Raw genomic sequence first — 22,526 nt, forward strand, 5'->3', positions numbered from 1 at the left:
CAGTTCAATCTTGCGCCACTTGCTTTTTGAATAAAATTTTCGGGAGTCATCGGTTTTAAAATAATTGTTTGCTATACTTTAAATTTTGAGACGTTTTCCTGAAGTTCTTGTGCCATGCTGCTTAATGTATGGGCAGATGCTGAAATTTCTTCCATAGAAGCGTTTTGCTCTTCGGCAGAGGCTGCAACTTGTTGAGAGTTTTCAGCAGCCTGCTGAGAAACAGTTGTAATTTCTGACATTTTTTGCACCATTTCTTCAGTACTTGCATTGACTTCCTCGACAATGGCAGATACCTCTTGAGCTTGAGTGCTAATGCTTGAGATCATATCAGTAATTTCGTGGAAAGATACGCCCGTTTCATTGACTTTTTCGATCCCTGATTTTACCGATTTTTTGCCTTCATCCATGGAGACGGTGACTTCTTTGATTTCTTTTTGAATTTGACCAATAAGAGCGCGAATATTGTCCGTCGCTTTATTGGATTCCACAGCTAATTTGCGGACTTCATCTGCAACAACAGCAAATCCCTTTCCGTGCTCTCCTGCTCTTGCTGCTTCAATAGCAGCATTTAACGCAAGGAGATTGGTTTGCTCGGATACTTGTGAGATTAAATCGACAATTTGACCAATTTCTTTGGAGCGAGTGCCAAGAACCTGAATATTGTCTGCGATTTTTGTGACTTGTTCTTGAACAGTATTCATTTGTGTGACTGTTTCAGAAACGACTACATTTCCAGCTTCAGCTTTTTCATTGGTTGAAAGGCTTAAATCGGAGACAATTTGGATCGCCCCTGCGACTTGCTCCATGCCTTTAGAAATTTCTTGCATCGATTGATTTCCATTGACAGCACTTTGAACTTGATGTTCAGAGCCAGCAGCAACTTCCTGAATCGAAATCGTGATTAGTTCGGTTGCTTTTGAGGTTTGTTCAGAGCTTGCCAATAGCTGCTCAGAGGACGCAGCAACAGTTTCTGATGTTACGGTTACTTGACGAATTAGATTTGCCAGACTAGTACCCATTTCATTAAATGCCTCTGCAAGATCGCCAATTTCATCTTTGTTTTTAATTTTTATCGGGTCCATTGTTAAGTTTCCTTTTGCGACCTCTTTCACATTGTCTGTAACAAACTTCAATGGTTTTGAAATCATTCGCGAAGTAAGATAAGCAATAGACAAGCCGACGATTACTCCACCGATTAAGAAAGCAATAATTATAAACATACTGCGACTCGTTTCTTGATTTGCTACATCGCTAGCAGCCAGAGCGTTATCATGGTTATAGGCAACAAGTTCTTCAAGGGTAAACTGGATGCTTGAGAACATGTTATCCGCTTCACCGATCGTTGATAGAAGTCGAATGCCATTTACGTTACCGGTTCCTTGAACAATATTCATTTCGGTACCTAGTTCAATAAATTTTACATGAACGGCGTGATATCTTGCCCATTTATCTAGTAAAGTCTCGAAAAGTTGGCGCTCTTCTTCAGAGTTAATGGTAGCTTCGTAATTTGCAAAAACATGATCAATTTCTGCAAAGGTTTCATCCATTTTTTCTATTAGTAATGTAAGCTTCTTTTCATCGGGTTCAATAACATATTTATATTCGAGGGAAGCAAGGTGTTCCGTTAAGTAGTTAATGGTATTGATAGCTTCAACACTCGGCAGCCACACATTGGTAATTTCAGAGCTTCTTTTGCTGATGTTATTCGTTGAATTGATCGCAACGAAGCCTAAAATTCCCATAATTAATAGGACGGATGCAAATCCGATATACATCTTCTTGGAAACGGATAGTTTCAAATTGAGTTGTTTCATTTCTGGCAGTTTTAGCTTTGGTTTCTTTACCTTTGGCATTTTTAGTTTTGCTTTTTTCATTATTTGCTTTTTCATTCAAGTGCCCCCTATGTTTTTTCAGTTTTAAAGGTATGTAAATGCTGTTGTTTCCAATGTTCTCTTGTAAACAGCTAAAAGAATAAATGAAATGAGCTGAATATTAACATTGTTTGCCAAATTTGAAAGATAGTAACTTTATCTTATACTATTTTACTAGTAAATTAAAACTATTTCTATAGTATAAAATAGTACGAAAGTTCGGAATTTGTTTTAACAACTGATCATAAGTTTTTACAAATAGAGTCATTTCGTTGTATGATGGGGTTATGAAAGGGTGTTGGTAAGTGAAATTAATAAAGTATTTGTTGATCCCGCTCGTGTTACTTGGAATAGCCGGTTTCGCTGTCTACTATGTAGGTACAAATATGGCTTCGGAAAAATTAATGGATGTTGTGACTACAGAGCTGGAGAACAGTGGAGAGATAGACAATATAAAAGAAGTGATCGAGGGCGATCCGGAGCTGAAATCTTTTATTGAAGAAGCAAGTACTGCTGATGCCAAGGAACTGCCTTTCACAACGAAGGAGGAGGCAACGAGAGTTCTTGTTAATAAGGTCGGTTTATCGAGCCTCAATGAGATTCGTGTCAAAGTGCAGGACGGATCTGCTTCCAAGGAAGAGATTCTTCAAGAAGTGGAGAGCAAATTATCAGAAGAAGAGATTTTAGCCTTAAAGGTTATTGCTTATAAAGAATTGTATGGAAACTAGTCAGAGATTTATTGACTAGTTTTTTTATTGGGTTGCAAAAGTAGGATTTCATTTGCGTTTAATGTGTCTATTATCTTTGTCGAGCGCAAGCAGCCAGTCCTCCTTACAATAGGTCAACCAAGAAATTGCTATTGTCATTCAAGTTTCCTTTCTCAAAGACCTTTTAAGCTTGTACGGCGATGAACAAGCTGTCCTATGCTTTTGTGCCTTTTTTACATACGGCAATTCCGATTGGATAGTGGCGGCCTTCCCGGCCAGGTGCTGGTTCAATTAGCACGCCTTTTTGATAATAAAATTGCACTTCTTCGTATAAAGTAAAGAGGTTTTGAAATTCCCCTTCTGTTAATTGATGGACATGGAAGGGTTCGCTTGTCGGCATTCCCCGTCCTTGGCCAAAAGGGGTCGAAATAACTGCTGTCCCACCAGGTTTCAGCATTTGATAGATATTACGCATGAATATTTCTTCGTTATCCACATGTTCAAGAGTTTCAAAGCTTACGATCAAATCGAATTGTCCAAATCTTTCTGGGAGAGAGGGATCTACGCAATTTTCCACTTGAAAGGAAATCAGCGGGTGATAATATTTTCCCTTTGCATAGGCAATAGCTTCTGGGTCAATATCGACGGCGATTACTTCTGCAATGGCCTTTTTTGCTGCCACAGCCATGATGTTGCTGCCAAACCCGCTTCCACAAGCGAAATCTAAAATGCGCCCCTTGGCATAATGAATCGAAAAATGGTATCTTGCTAAATGCTCCAACAAAAGACCATTCATTTGCTTCATTAATTCTGGGATGACTCTTTCTCCAGTATATTTCATACTTCCTGCCTCTTTTCGCTTAATTCTCTCTATAATAGTCTCTCCATCTTAGCAAAGAATACTACATCCGTATAGAAATTCTAGCAAAATAGTAACTTCAACTCGCTGCGCCTTGTCAAGTGTATTCAGTCATTTTTGTTTACACTATCAAAAGATCTTTGAAAAGGCCATGTTCTATGATTTTTTCGCATTTCGTGAAATTCATGTCTTTAAAGCTGTGTAGTAAGGTGGAACAGCCCCGATGAAATGCTAGGAGAAAGCTTGTTTTCCCTACGTTTCATCGGGGCAGTGTTAAATGAGATGTTTTAGCACAGCTGTGAAAAAAGGAGACATGATATTAACGGAAGATTTTTTGCAGACCATGTCCCAACATATTAAAGGTGAAAATAACATAGGTCATAGCTAGAGCAGGGTAAAAAACGATCCACACAGGGCCGCGTATGTCTTTAAATGCATTGGATAAGAACGTAGGCCAAGAATTCGATGTATTCTCAAAAGTAAACACCCCGGCATCTACTTGTACAAACACTTGTGCGACAAAAACCCCTAAGAAGCCTAATTGACCAAGCAAGAACATAACTTTTCCTAAATCTCCCACTATGCTAATCAATAATTTACTATAAATAAAAGGCAGATAATATTTTTTAAAAAGCCTAAAAGGGGATACACCTAGAGAATTTCCACTTGTTACGAATTCCTTTTTAGAAATTTGATGAAATTCCAACTTGATCATGTCTGCGACCCTGCCAATCTCCATGGCTGCAATAATAAGCACAACGAAATATGGCCGAAATGCTGACATAATAAGTGGCGGTATGGTAACGAGCAAAATGACAACAATAATGGTCGGAACATATGAGAGAAAGCCGTTGAGCCCGTTCAGCAAAGCATTCGCACCAAGCCATTGTCTATGAGCAAAATAGGCAAGGGGAATGGCTAATAGATAACGAATCAAAGTGATTGAGAGAATAATTAACAGCGTTTCTTTCGCGCCCATGACAATTAAGCTCAGCATGTCTCGTCCGTCACGGTCTGTCCCCAATGGAAATTGTGCTGAAGGTTCATAAGGGGGTGCGACCGGAATTTTGTTTTCGTCCCAAAGATAATCAATTTCCTGCAGTTCACCATCAATAAATGGTAAATATTCTCCGAAAAAGGTCATAAAAAGGAGAAAACATAGCATAATGCTTCCGATGGTTAATACCAGATTTTTTTTGCAAAAATTCAGAACAGTCATTGTAACGCTCCCGCTTTTTGTGGTAATAGTTTATATTTCAATAGCTTGGATAGGACAATTGTTGCAAACATCATCAAAAGGTATGGCAGCATAAAGGCTAGGGCTCGAGGTTCATCAAATTCTTGAATACTAGTCAAGAGATGGTAGCCCGCTCCTTGGAAGCTGGCCAACTTTTGCATGATTGGCAAACTAGTTAACAGGTAAAGCATGACAAATTGAGTTTGATTTAAAATCGAATAAAGGCAATTCCAAATCATATGTTTGAGGATGTTTAATGTTGTTAAGCCCTTGGAACGAGCTGTTCGCAAATAGTCTTGGCCCATTTCATTTTCCAGTGCAGCAGATGTGAATTTCACCATATGGACCATTGGAAATACAGTAATGGCAATCATCGGAATAAGAAAGTTATACCAATGATCATTGCCATACAAACTGAATTTTGGAACACCTATGTAAAATAACTTAATCAATAAATATTGGAGGGCAATAAAAAGAAAAAAATCAGGAATGGAAGAAAAGATCCATGAAAAAAAAGCCTGGACTTTCCCGATAATTTTATCGCGAAAATAAAATTGTACGATTCCTAGTAAAGTACCAGCCCCCATACTTAAAAGCAATGCGGGTACGATAATTGTAAAATCGCGCAGTAATAGTTTTTGAACTTCTTCCAAAATCGGTACGCCCATACTGTTATTTCCGAAGCCCTTTTCCATACGAAAATGCTCAACGAAAGCAGCAATCTTCTCCTTATACAAATCGAATGTGAATGGAAAATCTGCAGTGAATACGAGTCCTCCATGATGCGTGATATCCATCTCTCTTGGCAGCAATAAGAGAAGCACAAACGCAAATATAATGATTAGAAAAACGAGTAAGCTCTTAATGAAATCCCAAGCCATGAGAACCTCCTTTTTAAAGTATGATTGTCTTCTACATATGAAAATGAGAAAGACTCTATAAAGTATTTGAAAATGGTTTGATTTTAGAAAATTCAGTTTAGTTGATTTTCTCATAAAAACACAATTTTAGTCAAATTATCCCACATACAGCTATGCTAATGGGCTCATACTAAAATTGGTGATGTCAATGATATGTAGGTCTGATGAACAATTGAAACTGATGGTAGAAGAAGCACGGAAATGGACAAAGGCTGGAAAAGTGGCGGATTATATACCTGCCCTCGGTCTTGCGAATCCACATGATTTATCAATTGCGATCCATTCTCCTAATGGAGAATGTGTTTCAGCAGGAGATATAGAGAAGAAGTTTACGCTACAAAGCATTTCAAAGGTTATTAGTCTTGCCCTAGTATTAATGGAACAGGGAAAAGAAGATGTTTTTGAAAGGGTGGGGATGGAGCCGACGGGAGATCCCTTTAATTCGATTGCAAAGCTGGAAACGATGGCTGTTGCTAAGCCGCTTAATCCGATGATTAATGCAGGAGCATTGGTTGTAACCCACATGATTGAAGGAAATTCTGTCGATGAGAGATTGAATCGTCTAATATCATTTATTCAAACTTTATCCGCCGATTCAGAAGTGAATTATTGCAAGGAAGTAGCAAAGTCTGAATATGAAACCGCCCATTTAAATCGTGCTTTATGTTATTTTTTGAAAGAGCATGGAGTTATTCAAGAAGAGGTTGAACCATTAATTGATTTGTATACGAAACAATGCGCAATTGAAATGAATTGCCTTGACTTGGCGAGGATTGGTCTTGTTTTTGCGATGGATGGGAAAGATCCAGACACTGGAAAACAGTTAATGCCCTCTGCAGTTGCGCGAATTTGTAAAACGTTTATGGTTACTTGTGGAATGTATAATGCTTCAGGGGAATTTGCCATAAAGATCGGAATACCAGCAAAAAGCGGTGTGGCTGGTGGCATTATGGGGGCTGTGCCTGGAAAATACGGGATTGGCATATTCGGACCGGCTCTTGATGAAACTGGAAATAGTATTGCTGGAATCAAGCTGCTTGAGCTTTTATCAGAAAATTATCGCTTGAGCATGTTTTAGGCAATTGAACTTAAAACGGAAATGGGAATGTCATTCAATCTCCTGATATATTTATAGAAGAAATATGCTATGTTTTGGAGGTGAAATGGTAAAATGAATGTTAGAGCCACCTAAAAAAATGGCTTTGTGACAATGACTCATTTTCTTAACCTTTCAGCATAACTGAAAGACATGTGAAACCAAGGTTTCACACGAAAGGAGCCCAAAATCGTTTTATTCAAAGCCAACAATAGTAAAGAGAGAGAAGTGGGTATGAAAAACACGGAAATCGAGCTACATAATATAAGAAAAGCATTTGCTGATGGCTCCAAAAAGGTTCCGGTATTAAATGGGATCAGTGCCAAGATTGAAAAAGGCACTCTGCTTACGATAGTTGGGCCATCAGGATCAGGGAAAAGTACGATACTGTCCCTATGTAATTTATTACAAACTCCGGATGATGGCGAGATTTATGTGAATAAGCAGGAAGTTAGAAAATGGAATGTTCAGGAACTTCGGCGTTATGTGGGGATTGCTTTTCAGTCGGCGCCTATGACAAAAGGAACCGTTCTTGAAAACTTATCCTTGCCATTGAAGCTTCGTGGAGAGACGTTAGAAAATCCGGAAACCTATTTGGAGTATGTTGGTTTATCAGCGGAACTGCTATCGAGAGAGGCAAAGGAGCTTTCAGGAGGGCAGAGGCAACGTTTATCGCTTGCCCGAACATTGGTGAACAACTCCTCTGTTCTACTATTAGATGAAGTAACTTCCGCTCTTGATACTAAAGCTTCTCAAGGTATAGAGGAGCTGATTCAACGGATAAACAAAGAGCGTTCTGTTACGATTCTTTGGGTCACGCATGATTTGTCTCAGGCAGAAAGAGTCGGAGATGAAACATGGTTGATTAAAGATGGTCAACTTGTTGAAGGTGCACCAACAAAACAATTTTTTTCTGAGCCACAGGATGAGCGTACAAAGGACTTTTTAAATTTATTGAGGAGTAGCTTATGAATTTAACAGCAATTATTTTTAGTTTTGTCTTTGTTATTCTCGCTCTTTTTTTATCTAATGCTTTTAAACTAGGCCTAGGAAAAGATATTATCATTACTTGCGTTCGTGCAACCATTCAATTATTTATCGTCGGCTATATTTTAAAATTTGTCTTCGGTTTTGATCATCCTTTTGTCATCATTCTAATGCTTTTAATCATGATTCTAGTCGCCGCCAAAAATGCGGCTAAACGTGGGAGGGAAATCCCATATGCATTTTGGAAGATCTTCTTGACGATCGCGGTTGTGGAGATTATCACGCAAGGCTTTTTATTAGGATTAAAAATTGTTCCTGCAGAACCGCAATATATTATTTCCATCAGTGGCATGATCATTGGCAATTCAATGATTATAGCGAATCTTTTTCTAAATCGGCTAAAAGCAGAAATAGAAATGAGAAGAGAGGAAATCGATTTAGTTCTATCGTTGGGAGGCAGCGTTAAGCAATCGATTTTCCCAATTTTGAAGCAATCGATTCGTGCAAGCTTAATCCCGACAATTGAAGGACAAAAAACGATCGGTCTTGTCCAGCTCCCAGGAATGATGACCGGTCAAATTATTGCCGGCGCTGACCCCATACAGGCAGTCAAATTTCAATTATTAATTGTCTTCTTAATTATGTCGGCAGCGACTTTAACAGCGATCATTTTAGGTTTTTTAATCTATCCTAGCCTATTTAATAAAGAACAGCAGCTTGAAGTATTTTAATATAAGGCTTTGGTATGTTGATTTTTTTCATGGCATTAGAGGACCTTTCAGCATAGGTGAAAGGGGGCACACGAAATGAGTTAAAATCGTTTTATCAACAAGATTGTTTAACAAAGCCTAATATTAAAAGCCCATGCATCCAAATGCTTGATGTGGCGGGCTTTTTCTCTATGAACTTCTAGCATCCGGGAGTATCTGGGAGGAATATGGATGATTTATAAGGATACTCCACTTAACTTTGTACAGTTATTTCTGAACATACGTTTTTAACAGAATAAAGCTGTTTTTCGAGTTTGTTCATAAAGTTATAGAAGAGTATAATTAATAACCATGGATAAAATTTCAAAAAATGTCGTGCTGTTGCCTTAGAAAGTTAATAGAGGTGAAATAATGAGTGATGCAAAAATAGAAGTCCGGAATGTGACGAAGGTCTTCGGTAAATCTCCTCAGCAAGGAGTAAAAATGCTAAATGAAGGTCTTAGTAAAAAGCAAATACTTGAAAAAACCGGAATGACTGTGGGGGTCAATAAGGCGAGCTTCGAAGTGAGGAGCGGAGAGATATTTGTGATAATGGGCCTGTCGGGAAGTGGGAAATCAACATTAGTCCGAATGTTCAATCGATTAATTGATCCTACCGATGGTCAAGTGCTTATAGATGGACAAGATATTGTCAAGATGAAGCCGAATGAATTAAGAGAAGTACGACGTTCAAAAATAAGTATGGTCTTTCAGAGGTTTGCCCTATTTCCACATCGTACGGTTTTAAGTAATACAGAGTACGGTTTGGAAGTTAAAGGATCAGATCGAAAACAGCAAAGGGAAAAGGCGTTGGAAGCATTAAAGCTCGTAGGTCTCGAAGGCTATGAAAACAGTTACCCTAGTGAGCTTAGTGGAGGAATGCAGCAGCGGGTAGGTTTGGCCCGTGCTCTTGCGAATGATCCTGATGTTTTGCTTATGGATGAGGCATTTAGTGCTCTCGATCCGTTAATTCGAAAAGATATGCAAAATGAGTTGCTTGAACTGCAAGAAAAAATGGAAAAGACCATTATTTTTATTACCCATGATTTAGACGAAGCATTGCGCATCGGAGATAGAATCGCATTAATGAAAGATGGCTCCATTGTTCAAGTGGGAACGCCCGAAGAAATCCTTATGAATCCAGCAAACGATTATGTAGAGCGATTTGTTGAGGATGTTGACTTATCCAAAGTATTAACAGCAGCGCACGTCATGAAACGTCCAGAAAAAATCCTTGCCGATCGAGGATTAAGAGTCGCTTTACAAATTATGAAGGATGCGGGAATCTCTAGTCTCTATATTGTTGATAAAAAGCAAAAGCTTGTCGGAGCGATTACAGCTCAAGATGCAGCCGATGCATTGAAAAAAAATCAAAAAATCGAAGATATTATGATTCGCGATTTACAAACAGTCACACCTGATACATTGATTTCCGATATGTTTGAACAGGTGGCTACCGCCTCATTGCCCGTTGCGGTAATTGATGAAGAAGAGCGTTTAAAAGGAATCATCGTTCGCGGTGCTATTTTGGCTGCACTTGCAGGAGACGATATTCAATTAAACGGAAATGAGGTGAAATAAGTGACCTTACCAAAAATACCACTCGGCGATTGGGTCGATACATTTGTTGATTTTTTACAAGTACAATTAGAGCCCCTATTTGATTTAATAAGAGATGGAATCGGCGGCTTTGTTGAATTTATTGTTTGGATATTATCATCTGTTCCTGCTGCTATTCTTATTATCCTATTTACAGCACTTATGTTATGGGTCAGCAAGTGGACAAATGCTGTATTTACAGCAGTTGGACTTTTATTAATCTATAACTTGGGATACTGGGATGGGACCATCGACACTTTAGCGCTTGTGCTAACCTCAGTCGTTATTTCCATTATAATTGGGGTTCCAATCGGCATTTGGATTTCCCAAAATGATACAGCCCGAAATATTATTACACCAATACTAGATTTCATGCAGACGATGCCTGCGTTTGTATATTTAATTCCAGCCATTCTTTTCTTTGGCATTGGGATGGTTCCAGGAATTATTGCGTCGGTTATTTTTGCGATGCCTCCGACGATCCGCTTAACGAACTTAGGGATTCGTCAAGTGCCAGAGGATTTAATTGAGGCAGCAAATGCATTTGGTTCAACTACGAAACAAAAATTATTTAAAGTACAGCTTCCTTTAGCGACACCAACCATTATGGCAGGAGTCAACCAAAGTGTGATGCTGTCACTTTCAATGGTTGTCATTGCGTCCCTAGTTGGAGCACCAGGTTTAGGTGCCGATGTGTATCGAGCTGTTACTCAAATCAAGGTAGGAATTGGTTTTGAAGCTGGTCTGGCGATCGTCATTTTAGCGATTGTATTAGACCGGATTTCTCAAAATATAGGAATGAAAAAACAAAAATAGGGGGAGACATATTGATGTTTAAAAAGAAGTTTTTATTAGCATTGGCGCTTTTGTTCACAATGCTGCTTGCGGCTTGTGGTGGAAATGATGAAGGTAGCAAAAGTGGAGATGGAGAATCGGCTGACGGCGGTAATGAAGGAATCGGCGAGCAAGTAGATTATAAAATTATTGGAATTGAGCCTGGTGCAGGAATCATGCAAGCGACAGAGACTGCGCTAGAAGAATATGAAAATTTAGCGGACTGGTCTCTTGTTGAATCTTCTTCAGCTGCTATGGCTTCAGAGCTTCAAAAAGCTTATGACAAGAAAGAACCAATTATTGTCACTGGATGGACGCCGCACTGGAAATTCGCGAAGTTTGATTTGAAATATTTAGAGGATCCGAAAGGTGTGTATGGTGAAGCTGAAGTAATTCAAACGTTAGTACGTGAAGGATTGCAAGAAGAACAGCCAAGTGCTTACACTGTTTTAGACCAATTTTTCTGGACTCCAGATGATATGGCAAATGTCATGGTTGAAATTCAAGAAGGTGCTGATCCCGCTGAAGCGGCTGCTGCATGGGTAGAAGAAAATTCAGATAAAGTGGCTGAATGGACAAATGGTGCAGAAGAAGTTGACGGCGAAAAAATCAAGCTTGCTTATGTCGCTTGGGATTCTGAAATTGCAAGTACAAATGTTGTGGGGAAAGTATTAGAAAGCATCGGCTATGATGTCGATCTTCTACAACTAGATGCAGGTCCAATGTTTGCGGCAGTTGCTGAAGGAGATGCAGATGGAATGGTAGCAGCATGGTTACCAGGAACACATGCATCGTACATGGAAGAGTACGGAGATAAGCTGGTAGACTTAGGTCCAAACCTTGAAGGTGCAGCAATTGGTCTTGTCGTACCTACTTATGTTGAAGCAGATTCAATTGAAGATTTATAAGAATAAAAAAATGATGCTCAGAATTCTCTGGGCATCATTTTTTTATTGAAGGGGGAAAATAATGCTAGCTGAGACATACTAGGAGGTATTTTAGTGGACAAAGAAATGAATTACGGTAGTGACTACACATTTATTCCCGCCACTTCGATAGGAAGCGGAATTGGAATAGAAGTATTACCCGATTTGTATTCACATACGATTCAAATTGTAAACATCATTCTAGTCGGCACTGCTGACGCATTTGTTTTAGTAGATGCAGGAATGCCCGGAGCGTCGGAGGAGATCATTGCAGTAATTGAGAAGCGCTTCGGAATTGGGAGTCGCCCAAAAGCAATACTATTAACTCATGGGCATTTTGATCATGTTGGAAGTATTATTGAACTAATTGAACATTGGAATGTTCCCGTCTATGGACATGAACTAGAACTGCCATTTTTATCGGGAGAAAAGAGTTACCCTGAACCGGATCCAACAGTGGAAGGTGGAATGGTAGCGAAGATGTCGAAATTCTTTCCAAATGAACCAGTAAATTTAGGGAAGCATGTCCAAAAGCTACCAAATGATGGTACAGTACCATTTATGCCAGGATTTAAATGGATACACACACCTGGACATACGCCTGGTCACGTCTCACTTTTTCGAGACTCGGATCGGGCATTAATTGTTGGAGACGCCTTTGTGACGGTGAAACAGGAATATTTATATAAAGTCATGACGCAAGAACAAGAAATTAGCGGACCACCACGATATTTTACGAATGACTGGAAAGCAGCAAAGGAATCAGTGACACGGTTGCATGGATTAAATCCAACTGTTGCGGTGACAGGGCATGGACTACCGATGTCCGGAGAACTTTTAACTAAAAGTCTAACGAAATTGGTGCAAGAATTTGAGCAAATTGCTCTTCCGGACTATGGAAAATATGTTGATAGAGATGTACATTAGTTTTTATGCAAAATAAGATGAGCAAAAAGTCGATATTGGTGAAACGCATAAACTCGTTAAAAATGAGGCGGATAAAATCCGCCTCATTGACTAATTAATTAACGACTGTAACGGAGCAGGAATGCGTCCGCCACGATTGATCATCTTTTCAGAACTATAAGGGTTTACTCCCATGACAGGGGCTCGTCCTAATAATCCGCCAAATTCGACCATATCCCCTTCTTTCATGCCGGGAACGGGGATGATTCGAACAGCCGTTGTCTTTTTATTTATCATTCCAATTGCAGCTTCATCGGCAATAATCCCTGCTAATGTAGCCGGAGTAGCATCCCCTGTTAATGCAATCATATCGAGGCCAACGGAGCAGACGCAAGTCATCGCTTCGAGCTTTGATAACGATAGGGCATCATCCAGAATCCCACGAATCATTCCGTTATCCTCACTAACAGGGATAAATGCGCCACTTAAGCCACCAACATAGGAACTGGCCATCGCGCCACCTTTTTTAACGGCATCATTCATTAATGCAAGAGCTGCGATGGTTCCGTGCGTGCCAACTCGTTCCAAGCCAATTTCCTCCAGAATTTCCGCGACACTATCATTCATCGCATTGGTTGGGGCGAGGGAGAGATCCATGATTCCAAATGGAACGCCAAGCCTTTCGGCAACGACACGACCAATAAGTTCACCTGCACGAGTTATTTTGAATGCAGTTTTCTTAATGATGTCACTTACTTCACCAAGGTCTGCATGAGGGTATCGTTTCAATGCACTTAATACAACACCTGGACCACTCACTCCCACGTTCAAGACAACATCTCCTTCACCTGCACCGTGAAAGGCGCCAGCCATAAAAGGATTATCCTCAACAGGATTACAAAACACAACGAGTTTTGCACAGGCAAGACCATTTTGCTCCTTGCTTTTTTCCGCTGCCTCTTTAATAATTTCTCCCATCTTGCGAACAGCGTTCATATTGATGCCAGCGCGTGTCGTTCCTACTGAAACGGAGGCGCATACTCTTTCAGTACCACTTAAGGCGTCGGGCAGAGCATCCAGCAGCGTTTGTTCACCGACGGAAATGCCCTTATGAATGAGAGCTGAATAGCCACCAATAAAGTCAACGCCAAGAACGATCGCTGCTTTATCTAACGTTTTTGCGAGTTCGACAGCTTGTTCAACGGAAGCATGACCAAGAATTTCCGCAATCGGCGTAATCGAAATCCGTTTATTGATAATCGGAATTCCGAATTCTCGCTCTACCTTCTCAGCAGTGATTTTTAAATCCTTTGCATAGTAGGTAATCTTCTCATAAACCTTTTTATTCATTTGCTCAAAATTAGAATCTGCGCAATCTCGCAAGCTAATACCCATCGTCACTGTGCGGATATCAAGATTTTCCATCTGCACCATTCTGATTGTTTCCATCATTTCATTAACGGCAAAATTCATGTTCGTTCTCCTCTCTTACACTCGGTGCATGGCCTGAAAAATGTCTTCGAGCTGGACATTGATCGTTAATCCGAGAGCTTCCCCTAAATCGGCAAGCTTTTGTTGTAAAGCTTCCAAATCCTCATATTTTGTCACATCAATGATCATCATCATTGTAAAAAAATCTTGTAAGATAGTTTGACTAATATCGAGAATATTAATTGTTTCTTCAGCTAAGATCGTCGTAACTTTTGCAATTATTCCTACCTGATCCTTTCCAATTACACTGACGATGGCTCTTTTTTGTTCCAACTAAATCACCTCAAAAAATAGTATTAAAAAAAGAGACTGGTTTCCCAATCTCCATTAGACGTAGAATAACAAATGTTACTCTTCTGTCCTTTTGCCTGAGATTGTGAATCCTTCGGCGCCGCAAGGGTCTCTCCAGAAGCTGCTCCTGTTATAGTGTTACCCATAACATTCATCGCTAAAGTGAATCAATTTTAAAAATGATTCAATATGAAATTATTTTTAAAATATAACAATGTCTTGCCAAGAAATCAATGAAAAAATCTTTATTTCTCATTTTTTACATATTCATTAATGAACTTTTCAAGCTTTTGCATACCCGTTGTGTTTTTTAATTGCGGATCCTTTTTTAGCGTATCAAGGACACTTTCAATTAGAGAAAGACGGGGCTCTTGTCTATTGATTAATTCTTCATAAATGAAATCAAGTAACTCGAGCTGTTTCTTTGAACCAATATTTTGAGTAAATGGCTTTTTTAAGCTAAGGATGATGCGATGCAAAGCTTGTTGAAAGGCTTGATTATTCTTTTTTCCGTTCGGGCTCCACGCGTCTAGAAGTTCTGGTTTAAGGAGCTGTTCGCCAGAGTGGGAGACCTCTTCAATAATTTTAGCAATCCTGTTGACGCTGTAGCGGACTACGAGATGGATCGCACGTGGAGATTTTACAGCAATCGAATAATTTTTCAGCATATGGCTTAAAATGCCCATAAACATGCTGGCACAATCTAATAAATATGGCTTTTTATCCTCGCCAAAAATCGCTACAAATCGTTCAAATAACCAACGTAAGCTTTTAAAGGAGCCAATTTTAATAAATTGTTTAAGCTCCTCATCATTAGAAACGTAAACTTCTTCAAAAAGGGCTGTTAAATTATTGGAACGATTCATTTCGAGCTGCAGCTCCATTTGTTTTATAAAAATTTCTATATCTGAAGGATCTTGTCCGATTAGCAATTCGTTTCGTTCTTTTTCCATCTGTTTATAAAGGGTTGTGAAAAGAGCGATTAATAATTCATTTTTAGATGAAAAATAGTTATAAAAGGTTCCTTTAGCAATGCCGCTATAATCGAGGATGTCTTGAATAGAGGTTGCTTGAAAGCCTTTATCGATAAATAGTTGATGCGCCATTTTAATCACATGCTGTTTTCTGTCTTTCATATTCATCACCTTTAATAGAGAGATTGTACCAAATGTCTAATTCGATAGTACATGATTTTGATTAATTCCTCAATGTGGTAAAAAAACTGGTTTTTTTCAATTGCTTTTTTTGAACGGCTGGTATATGATAAGTCTTATGTGAAATCTGAGTATAATATAATGTACTATACGTCTAAGGGGGAAACACAATGGATAACACGATTGGAAAGTCTAGTCGTCCACCATATGGCATCATTGCGATCTTAATGGTTGGTGCATTTATTGCGTTTTTAAATAATACGTTATTAAATATTGCATTGCCATCCATTATGGGAGAATTGAAAGTGGGTCCGTCAACCGTACAATGGTTGACGACAGGGTTTATGCTCGTTAACGGAGTATTAATTCCAACTTCCGCTTTTTTAATTGAAAAATATAGTGTTCGCCGTTTGTTTTTAGTGGCGATGGGTTTATTTACTATTGGCACAGTAGTAGCAGGAATGGCTCATGCATTTCCGCTTTTGCTGGCGGGACGGATGCTGCAAGCTTCAGGTTCAGCGGTGATGATGCCGCTCTTGATGAATGTGATGCTAGTAAGCTTCCCCGTTGAAAAAAGGGGAACAGCAATGGGGATGTTTGGATTGATCCTTATGGCTGCACCTGCAATTGGTCCAACATTATCAGGGTGGATTATTGAGCACTATGATTGGAGAATGCTTTTCCATTTCATTACGCCAATAGCTGCAGCAATTTTCATTCTTGGCTTTTTCTTATTGAAGGATAAAAAGGAAAAATCAAATCTTCACCTTGACCTATTTTCATTAATTTTATCAAGCTTAGGCTTTGGTGGAGTTTTATATGGATTTAGTTCAGCAGGAAATAAAGGCTGGGATAGTATCCACGTATATGGCGCGATTACAGTAGGGGTCGTTACATTAGTGTGGTTTATTCTTCGCCAAGCAAAATTAGAGCGACCAATGTTGAACTTCCATGTCTTTAAATACCCGATGTTTGCCCTTTCTTCATCAATTACGATGGTTGTCAACATGGCAATGTTTTCAGGAATGCTCTTGCTTCCCATTTATGTCCAAACATTGCGTGGGATATCGCCAATGGATGCCGGCTTATTAATGTTGCCGGGGGCGTTAGCAATGGCATTGATGTCACCAGTTACAGGAAGACTATTTGATAAATTTGGCGGAAAGATTTTAGCAATAATTGGGTTGAGCATTATGATCGTAACAACCTTTTTATTTAGTAAACTTACGTTTGAAACAGGTTATACTCATCTCATGATTTTACATGCGATTCGCATGTTAGGCATGTCGATGGTCATGATGCCTGTTTCCACTAACGGATTAAATCAATTGCCAAAACGATTCTATCCGCACGGTACGGCAATGAACAATACTCTTAACCAAGTGTCAGGTGCGATTGGTACGGCTCTGTTAGTCACTGTTATGTCAACCCGCACTGAAACACATGCAACAGAAATTGCGAAATCATTAACGACACAGCCGACAGAGGCAATGAAATTACAAATTGAAGCGCAAGCGATGTTAGAAGGGATTAATGATGCCTTTTTCATAGCTTCGATCATTACGATATTGGCATTTATCCTAGCATTTTTTATTAAACGTTCAACAGAATCGGAAGATCCCCAACAAGAAACAGCAAAACCGCAAGTAAAATCGAAACTTGTTGGCAACTAAGCAAACTTAATTTATATCAAGAGATACGGCTGTAGATAAACGGGAAGATCAGGTTTGTCTGCAGCCTTATTTTTGTTGCGCACCGACAAACATTTCGAGGGACGAGAAAGTGCCATAGTCACAAGCACGACTATGCTTCTTCTTTTAAAAATGGCGCACGATAGGCATTGGTTTGCTGTTTATCATAAACCAAAGGCTCACGGGACTAAAAAATTTAATGCGATTGTGATATAAACAGTAAAAAATTACCGCTCAGTTATTCTCCCAGCTGCTTTCATATTAGGAGGGATCGGATACCAGTTTGAATTTGATCATGCTCAAGTGATTCATTTACTTGAAAGTTATAGGATTTGGATTGCCTTAAGAGCTACCGTTATTCTGCCATTTTATACGACCGAATTTTTAAAATGACGATTCAAAATAAAGATGTTCACGAGCTTATCTAAAAATATTTGCTTGCAATTCCAAAAGGTTTGATCTAATGATCAATCTATGGAATTTAAAGGAGAAGGTGAATATTTTGGAAAAGAAGTTTGAAACGATCCTATTGCATCCAAATCGAGAGGATAAGAAACCGATAAAGAGTAAAGTAACCCCTATTTATCAAACTTCTGCCTTTGTGTTTACTGATTTGGAGGAGCTTGAAGATTATTATCAAGGGAAAGGAAATTACTTGTATTCACGTACAGGTAATCCAAATCCAGATGAACTAGGAGCAGCGGTGGCTGCAATTGAAGGTGCTCCAGCTGGCATTGCCACATCATCCGGGTTATCAGCGATTTTAGCAGGGGTTCTTGCTGTTGTGAAAAGTGGGGAACATATTGTTGCTGCAGATGATTTATATGGAGGAAGCTTCTTTTTGTTAAAAGAAGAGCTTCAAAACCTTGGGATCGAAACAACATTTGTTTCCTTTTCAGATTATCAAGAAGTTGAGAGAGCCATTCAACCAAATACAAAGCTTTTATATACAGAGTCTATTACCAATCCATTGTTGAGAGTAGAAGATTTGCATCAAGTGGTGACGCTTGCAAAAAAACATAACTTACAAACACTTGTAGATAATACTTTTGCGACCCCTTTTCACAGCAATCCTTATACTATCGGGATCGATTTAGTTGTTCATAGTGCAACCAAATACATCGGCGGTCATAGTGATGTGACTGCAGGAGTGTTAGTAGGAAGAGAGGATTTAATTGCCAAGGCAAGAGCCAAGGTTGTGAATCTCGGCGCTAATGTCAGTCCTTTTGAAGCATGGTTGACAAGCCGCGGCCTCAAAACATTGGCGCTGAGGATGAAATGCCAATCAGAAAATGCAAAACAATTGGCCAAGGCGTTGCTCGATAATCAAAATATTGAAAAGGTCTATTACCCGTTTGAACAAACCAACGATGGCTTTGGTGCTATTGTCACAATAAAGTTGGGGGAAAAGGTAGATGTGGATACTTTTTTCAAATCGTTAGCATGGATAAAAATTGCCCCAACTCTAGCGGGAGTTGAAACGACGGTCTCTCATCCATTAAAGACGTCTCATCGAGCTTTGCCACCTGAACGAAGCGAAGCTCTAGGAATTACAATGGAGTTAGTGAGAATATCCGTTGGCATCGAGCATCCGGCTGATATTATTAACGTTTTCACAGAAGCTCTAAATAATGCGCTGAATGAATAAGATATCTTTGTTCTTCCAAATAGGATAGAGCAAGCCTTCGAAGGGTTACACTGCCAACAAAATCAGCAATTTGATTGCTTTTCGACCGCTCGTCGATCACGGTTGTTTTCCATCGTAATTCCTCCTATAGAAAATAGCATCACCATCACACTATTTATGGAGGACAATTGTATTATTTTGTTTAAAACAACGAAATAATGATTGACGAATGTTTTAGTGATCGATTATAGTAAATATATAATCAAATATCGTTCTCCTAAAGGGGAGTAGCTTTAACAACAAAGTCGTCATTTCGGAGATATTTGTCTCTCGGCTTTGTTGGCGACTGGTTTGTCATAATCGTTAAAACCGACAGTTAGCAAGACCTTTACCACTGGTAAAGGTCTTTTTGTTTGTTTTTAGGCCTTTACCGATATCGGTAAAGGCCTTTTCTATTTAGTGAGAATAAGGAAGGTGAAGGCAATGTGATTTAAGCGATTTTTGGAAAAGATAAAAAGATAATGATACGAACTAGGAGGAGAATTAACATGGATATTTCAATTTTATTAGAATATGGTTGGGTGTTGCTTTTGCTTATTGCTTTAGAAGGCCTGTTAGCTGCAGATAATGCACTTGTGCTGGCGATAATGGTAAAGCATCTCCCAGAAGATGAAAGAAGAAAGGCTTTATTTTATGGGTTGGCGGGTGCGTTTGTTTTTCGTTTTGTTTCTTTGTTTGTCATTTCCTTTCTTGTTGATGTTTGGCAAGTTCAGGCTATCGGTGCCCTCTACCTATTATTCATCTCGATCAATCACATCGTACGAAAGTTTGTGAAGAAAAATTATGAAGAAGAGAAAGAGGAAAAACAGCCCAAAAAGCAGTCTGGATTTTGGATGACAGTTTTCAAAGTAGAGCTTGCGGATATTGCTTTTGCGATTGATTCTATTTTGGCAGCAGTTGCTTTGGCAATGACGCTGCCAAACACAAACCTTCCTCACATTGGCGGAATGGATGGAGGAAAATTTTTAGTTATTTTTGCCGGAGGTTTAATCGGAGTCATCATTATGAGATACGCAGCAAATTTATTTGTGAAGCTCCTTCATGCAAGACCAGGTCTTGAGTTGGCTGCATTTGCCATTGTCGGCTGGGTTGGGGTAAAACTGGTTGTATTAACATTAGCGCATCCAGATATTGCAGTCATCCCATATGAGTTCGCTCACTCGACATTATGGAAGCTGATCTTCTATACTGTTTTAATTGGAATTGCGGCAGCAGGATGGTTTTTATCTAAAGATCATGAAGATGTCGAGAAGCAAACAACTAGAGTGTAAATATCCTTTAAGCAATGTAACATAACAACCCCTTGAAGGTCAGGGTACAGTAATAAGAGAGTGCCGGAGTTTAAAGATTGAACGCAAGCCGTCGATCAGCTTAATGAAGAGGCTATTTAAGTAGAAGGTGAAAAAGCTCATTCTGCTTTGATTCATATAGGCTAATCAATTTGGTAGATGACTTTCTAAGGTGTTGAATTCTTTATTCTTGCTATACTTATTAGTTTAAATGCATTTTTTGCAGGTACTGAAATGGAGCTAGATTCTTTAAGTGATGGACAGCTCTGTTATATTCCGGACCGTGGAGAAAGCCAGAAAACCATCTTTTTGTAGTCGAGGATGTTAACGAGCGGTGCAAGCAAGGTTATCGTATTGAAAGGAGAAAAGCAGGAATAAATTGAAAAATTTCTGCTTTTTTCTTTGTTTTAATTGACCGGTGGTTAAATATATTTTAAACTGTAATTATTAAAAGATTAGTTAGGAGGGCAATATGACACCGAGAAGGACTGTACAACAAGAATTGACAAAAGAAATGATTATGGATGCAGCAAGAGATCTCTTTTCTGAAAAAGGCTACCAGCATGTATCAATGCGACAAATTGCGAAGGAATTAGGGTACAGTCATGGAGCGCTTTATTATCATTTTAAAAATAAGGCAGAGCTTTTTTATGCGCTAGTAGAAAATCATTTTTCCATGTTAAATACAGTATTAGATCAGATCATGAAAAAAGAGATGGAACCTGGTGAGAAATTAAAGGAGATTTTTATTGGCTTTATCAAATTTGGGCTAACTTATCAAAGCCATTATGAAATAATGTTTCTAATCAAAGATGAAGAGGTAAGAAACTTTATTAATGAGGAACCGAACCATACGTATGAAAAATTTGCGAAAAGTGTTTATTCTTTATGTGGAAAGAATGTTTCAATCCAAGATGTATGGTTCATTTTTCTTTCATTACACGGCTTTGTGACGCACTATTGCCGTCATGTTGTCGGATTTGAAGAGGTGAAGGGCTTGGCCGAGGCTCATGCAAATTTTCTGTTAAGAGCCATTCACTAATTTTTTTTAAATGTATTTAACCAGTGGTCAATAAAGGGAGGAAGAAGAATGAAAAAGGCACTTGTTTTAGGAGCATCAGGTGGAATGGGATTTTCGATTGTTAACGAATTAATAGCACGGGGAGTAGAGGTCACTGCATTTGCGAGAACAAAAAGTAAACTTGAATCCCTTTTTGGTGACGTTCCAAATTTGCATTTTTTTGCAGGCGACATTTTTGAGGTAGAAGATATCAAGAGGGCAGCGAAGGATGTGGATGTCATTTTTCAATCGGCTAATATTCCATATCCTGAATGGGAAGAAAAGCTGGAGCTATTTATGAAAAATATTATTCTGGCTGCTAAAGATTGTGGGGCAAAGCTTGCTTGCGTAGATAATATATATGCATATGGGCGCAGTGCTGGAGAAAAGGTAAATGAAAATTTCCCGAAAAATCCCCATACGCAAAAAGGACGAGTGCGCTTAAATGTGGAAAATTTAATTAAACAATCAGAAGTGGATGCCCTAATTGCTCACTTTCCCGATTTTTATGGCCCTAACGCACAAAATACGCTGTTGCATTATACACTTGATAGTGTTGTAAAAGGAAAAAGAGCCCTCTATGTCGGTGATCAAAATATTAGAAGGGAATTTATTTTTACCCCTGACGGCGCCAAAGCAATTGTGAATTTAGCTTTCGATGAGAGAAGCTATGGTCAAAATTGGAATATTCCAGCCTACGGAACGATATCTGGAAAGAAAATCATTGCGATTTTGCGGGAATTAACTGGCTATGAAAAAGGTGTTTCCACAGTTTCAAAAAATATGATTAAATTCCTTGGCCTCTTTAATCGATTCATGCGAGAAGTAGTGGAAATGTTTTACTTAAATGAAGAACCAGTTGTGCTTGACGGCTCTAAATATGAACAAATGTTTGATGAAGTTCCGCGCACGTCCTACCAAGAAGGACTAAGGCGGACAATTGAATACATGAGAAAGCAATAGAACGGTGCAACTCCTCTTTTTATTAGCGCATCACTACTATCATGGCTTGGTGGAGACAAAACTCGCGCAGTATGTTTTTTTAGAGGGGTCATAGGCACAAAGAAAGCTCAGTTCAGAGTAAGTTTGTCCCAATAAAGGGTTCATTTGGACAGAGATCGTCAAAACGAAGGAAAGTGTGTCCTCATAAGGGGTTCATGGGGACAGAGAAC

20 protein-coding genes and 1 riboswitch are annotated in these 22,526 nt (G+C 39.1%); of the genes, 13 read left to right on the top strand and 7 right to left on the bottom strand.

Annotated elements, in window-relative coordinates:
• Nucleotides 1-71: 71 nt before the first annotated feature.
• The gene (locus FCJ93_RS22050; protein WP_137744737.1) at nucleotides 72-1,889 is read right to left on the bottom strand and encodes a methyl-accepting chemotaxis protein; all 1,818 of its coding nucleotides are present in this window, start codon (nucleotides 1,887-1,889) and stop codon (nucleotides 72-74) included.
• 287 nt (nucleotides 1,890-2,176) lie between these two features.
• Between FCJ93_RS22050 and FCJ93_RS22055 the strand changes: the two genes are divergently transcribed.
• Entirely contained in the window at nucleotides 2,177-2,599 is a 423-nt protein-coding gene (locus tag FCJ93_RS22055; protein ID WP_095309528.1) for a hypothetical protein, read from the top strand.
• A gap of 193 nt (nucleotides 2,600-2,792) precedes the next feature.
• On the opposite strand, the gene FCJ93_RS22060 is transcribed toward FCJ93_RS22055, so the two are convergent.
• The 3 genes from FCJ93_RS22060 to FCJ93_RS22070 form a co-directional block, all read right to left on the bottom strand.
• On the bottom strand, nucleotides 2,793-3,419 hold the full coding sequence (locus FCJ93_RS22060; protein WP_137744738.1) for a class I SAM-dependent methyltransferase: 627 nt from the start codon (nucleotides 3,417-3,419) through the stop codon (nucleotides 2,793-2,795).
• Nucleotides 3,420-3,756: 337 nt separating this feature from the next.
• Nucleotides 3,757-4,656, bottom strand: a complete 900-nt coding sequence (locus FCJ93_RS22065) for a peptide ABC transporter permease (protein ID WP_137744739.1) — start codon at nucleotides 4,654-4,656, stop codon at nucleotides 3,757-3,759.
• Nucleotides 4,653-5,555 carry an ABC transporter permease subunit gene (locus tag FCJ93_RS22070; protein ID WP_137744740.1) on the bottom strand — a complete coding sequence of 301 codons (903 nt, stop codon included), beginning with the start codon at nucleotides 5,553-5,555 and terminating at the stop codon, nucleotides 4,653-4,655. Before FCJ93_RS22070 ends, FCJ93_RS22065 begins: the two co-directional genes overlap by 4 nt.
• Nucleotides 5,556-5,742: 187 nt before the next feature.
• Here FCJ93_RS22070 and glsA point away from each other — a divergent pair, with 187 nt between their 5' ends.
• The 7 genes from glsA to FCJ93_RS22105 all read left to right on the top strand — a co-directional run bounded on the left by glsA (nucleotide 5,743) and on the right by FCJ93_RS22105 (nucleotide 12,712).
• Entirely contained in the window at nucleotides 5,743-6,672 is a 930-nt protein-coding gene (gene glsA, locus FCJ93_RS22075) for a glutaminase A (protein WP_211344146.1), read from the top strand.
• Between the two features lie 252 nt (nucleotides 6,673-6,924).
• Entirely contained in the window at nucleotides 6,925-7,662 is a 738-nt protein-coding gene (locus FCJ93_RS22080; protein WP_137744741.1) for an ABC transporter ATP-binding protein, read from the top strand.
• Complete coding sequence (locus tag FCJ93_RS22085; RefSeq protein WP_137744742.1) at nucleotides 7,659-8,408, top strand: ABC transporter permease; 750 nt, start codon at nucleotides 7,659-7,661, stop codon at nucleotides 8,406-8,408. The genes FCJ93_RS22080 and FCJ93_RS22085 overlap by 4 nt, the downstream gene beginning before the upstream one ends.
• Before the next feature lie 390 nt (nucleotides 8,409-8,798).
• The gene (proV, locus tag FCJ93_RS22090; RefSeq protein ID WP_095309516.1) at nucleotides 8,799-10,007 is read left to right on the top strand and encodes a glycine betaine/L-proline ABC transporter ATP-binding protein ProV; all 1,209 of its coding nucleotides are present in this window, start codon (nucleotides 8,799-8,801) and stop codon (nucleotides 10,005-10,007) included.
• Entirely contained in the window at nucleotides 10,008-10,841 is an 834-nt protein-coding gene (locus FCJ93_RS22095) for an ABC transporter permease (RefSeq protein ID WP_095309515.1), read from the top strand.
• A 14-nt stretch (nucleotides 10,842-10,855) separates the two neighbouring features.
• A complete protein-coding gene (locus tag FCJ93_RS22100; protein WP_095309513.1) occupies nucleotides 10,856-11,767 on the top strand; it encodes a glycine betaine ABC transporter substrate-binding protein in 912 nt (303 codons plus the stop codon).
• 93 nt (nucleotides 11,768-11,860) lie between these two features.
• A complete protein-coding gene (locus tag FCJ93_RS22105; RefSeq protein ID WP_137744743.1) occupies nucleotides 11,861-12,712 on the top strand; it encodes an MBL fold metallo-hydrolase in 852 nt (283 codons plus the stop codon).
• A 90-nt stretch (nucleotides 12,713-12,802) separates the two neighbouring features.
• Here the strand turns inward: FCJ93_RS22105 and FCJ93_RS22110 are convergent, their stop codons facing one another.
• The 3 genes from FCJ93_RS22110 to FCJ93_RS22120 all read right to left on the bottom strand — a co-directional run bounded on the left by FCJ93_RS22110 (nucleotide 12,803) and on the right by FCJ93_RS22120 (nucleotide 15,609).
• Nucleotides 12,803-14,164 (bottom strand): PFL family protein, encoded by a 1,362-nt coding sequence (locus FCJ93_RS22110; RefSeq protein ID WP_137744744.1) that lies wholly within the window; start codon nucleotides 14,162-14,164, stop codon nucleotides 12,803-12,805.
• Nucleotides 14,165-14,179: 15 nt separating this feature from the next.
• Nucleotides 14,180-14,455: an ACT domain-containing protein gene (locus tag FCJ93_RS22115; protein ID WP_095309507.1), complete on the bottom strand. Its 276-nt coding sequence runs from the start codon at nucleotides 14,453-14,455 to the stop codon at nucleotides 14,180-14,182.
• A gap of 73 nt (nucleotides 14,456-14,528) precedes the next feature.
• A riboswitch (glycine riboswitch) is annotated at nucleotides 14,529-14,601 on the bottom strand.
• 117 nt (nucleotides 14,602-14,718) lie between these two features.
• Nucleotides 14,719-15,609, bottom strand: coding sequence for a TetR/AcrR family transcriptional regulator (locus FCJ93_RS22120; protein WP_095309505.1), 891 nt, complete (start codon nucleotides 15,607-15,609; stop codon nucleotides 14,719-14,721).
• 188 nt (nucleotides 15,610-15,797) lie between these two features.
• Between FCJ93_RS22120 and FCJ93_RS22125 the strand changes: the two genes are divergently transcribed.
• The 5 genes from FCJ93_RS22125 to FCJ93_RS22145 all read left to right on the top strand — a co-directional run bounded on the left by FCJ93_RS22125 (nucleotide 15,798) and on the right by FCJ93_RS22145 (nucleotide 22,317).
• On the top strand, nucleotides 15,798-17,300 hold the full coding sequence (locus tag FCJ93_RS22125; protein WP_095309504.1) for a DHA2 family efflux MFS transporter permease subunit: 1,503 nt from the start codon (nucleotides 15,798-15,800) through the stop codon (nucleotides 17,298-17,300).
• Between the two features lie 520 nt (nucleotides 17,301-17,820).
• Nucleotides 17,821-18,966 (top strand): trans-sulfuration enzyme family protein, encoded by a 1,146-nt coding sequence (locus FCJ93_RS22130; RefSeq protein WP_235879568.1) that lies wholly within the window; start codon nucleotides 17,821-17,823, stop codon nucleotides 18,964-18,966.
• A gap of 527 nt (nucleotides 18,967-19,493) precedes the next feature.
• Nucleotides 19,494-20,276: a TerC family protein gene (locus tag FCJ93_RS22135; RefSeq protein WP_095309497.1), complete on the top strand. Its 783-nt coding sequence runs from the start codon at nucleotides 19,494-19,496 to the stop codon at nucleotides 20,274-20,276.
• Nucleotides 20,277-20,766: 490 nt separating this feature from the next.
• Nucleotides 20,767-21,336 (top strand): TetR/AcrR family transcriptional regulator, encoded by a 570-nt coding sequence (locus FCJ93_RS22140; protein ID WP_095309495.1) that lies wholly within the window; start codon nucleotides 20,767-20,769, stop codon nucleotides 21,334-21,336.
• Between the two features lie 48 nt (nucleotides 21,337-21,384).
• Nucleotides 21,385-22,317: an SDR family NAD(P)-dependent oxidoreductase gene (locus tag FCJ93_RS22145; protein WP_137744745.1), complete on the top strand. Its 933-nt coding sequence runs from the start codon at nucleotides 21,385-21,387 to the stop codon at nucleotides 22,315-22,317.
• The last annotated feature ends 209 nt before the right edge of the window (nucleotides 22,318-22,526 follow it).

Source organism: Robertmurraya siralis, from assembly GCF_005502275.1.
GTDB classification, from domain to species: Bacteria; Bacillota; Bacilli; order Bacillales; family Cytobacillaceae; genus Robertmurraya; species Robertmurraya siralis.

Bases quoted from the DNA above. Each gene is read 5' to 3' on its own strand.
- FCJ93_RS22050 (WP_137744737.1), bottom strand. From the start codon at position 1,889: ATGAAAAAGCAAATAATGAAAAAAGCAAAACTAAAAATGCCAAAGGTA.
- FCJ93_RS22060 (WP_137744738.1), bottom strand. From the start codon at position 3,419: ATGAAATATACTGGAGAAAGAGTCATCCCAGAATTAATGAAGCAAATG.
- FCJ93_RS22065 (WP_137744739.1), bottom strand. From the start codon at position 4,656: ATGACTGTTCTGAATTTTTGCAAAAAAAATCTGGTATTAACCATCGGA.
- FCJ93_RS22070 (WP_137744740.1), bottom strand. From the start codon at position 5,555: ATGGCTTGGGATTTCATTAAGAGCTTACTCGTTTTTCTAATCATTATA.
- glsA (WP_211344146.1), top strand. From the start codon at position 5,743: ATGATATGTAGGTCTGATGAACAATTGAAACTGATGGTAGAAGAAGCA.
- FCJ93_RS22080 (WP_137744741.1), top strand. From the start codon at position 6,925: ATGAAAAACACGGAAATCGAGCTACATAATATAAGAAAAGCATTTGCT.
- FCJ93_RS22085 (WP_137744742.1), top strand. From the start codon at position 7,659: ATGAATTTAACAGCAATTATTTTTAGTTTTGTCTTTGTTATTCTCGCT.
- proV (WP_095309516.1), top strand. From the start codon at position 8,799: ATGAGTGATGCAAAAATAGAAGTCCGGAATGTGACGAAGGTCTTCGGT.
- FCJ93_RS22100 (WP_095309513.1), top strand. From the start codon at position 10,856: ATGTTTAAAAAGAAGTTTTTATTAGCATTGGCGCTTTTGTTCACAATG.
- FCJ93_RS22110 (WP_137744744.1), bottom strand. From the start codon at position 14,164: ATGAATTTTGCCGTTAATGAAATGATGGAAACAATCAGAATGGTGCAG.
- FCJ93_RS22120 (WP_095309505.1), bottom strand. From the start codon at position 15,609: ATGAAAGACAGAAAACAGCATGTGATTAAAATGGCGCATCAACTATTT.
- FCJ93_RS22125 (WP_095309504.1), top strand. From the start codon at position 15,798: ATGGATAACACGATTGGAAAGTCTAGTCGTCCACCATATGGCATCATT.
- FCJ93_RS22135 (WP_095309497.1), top strand. From the start codon at position 19,494: ATGGATATTTCAATTTTATTAGAATATGGTTGGGTGTTGCTTTTGCTT.
- FCJ93_RS22140 (WP_095309495.1), top strand. From the start codon at position 20,767: ATGACACCGAGAAGGACTGTACAACAAGAATTGACAAAAGAAATGATT.
- FCJ93_RS22145 (WP_137744745.1), top strand. From the start codon at position 21,385: ATGAAAAAGGCACTTGTTTTAGGAGCATCAGGTGGAATGGGATTTTCG.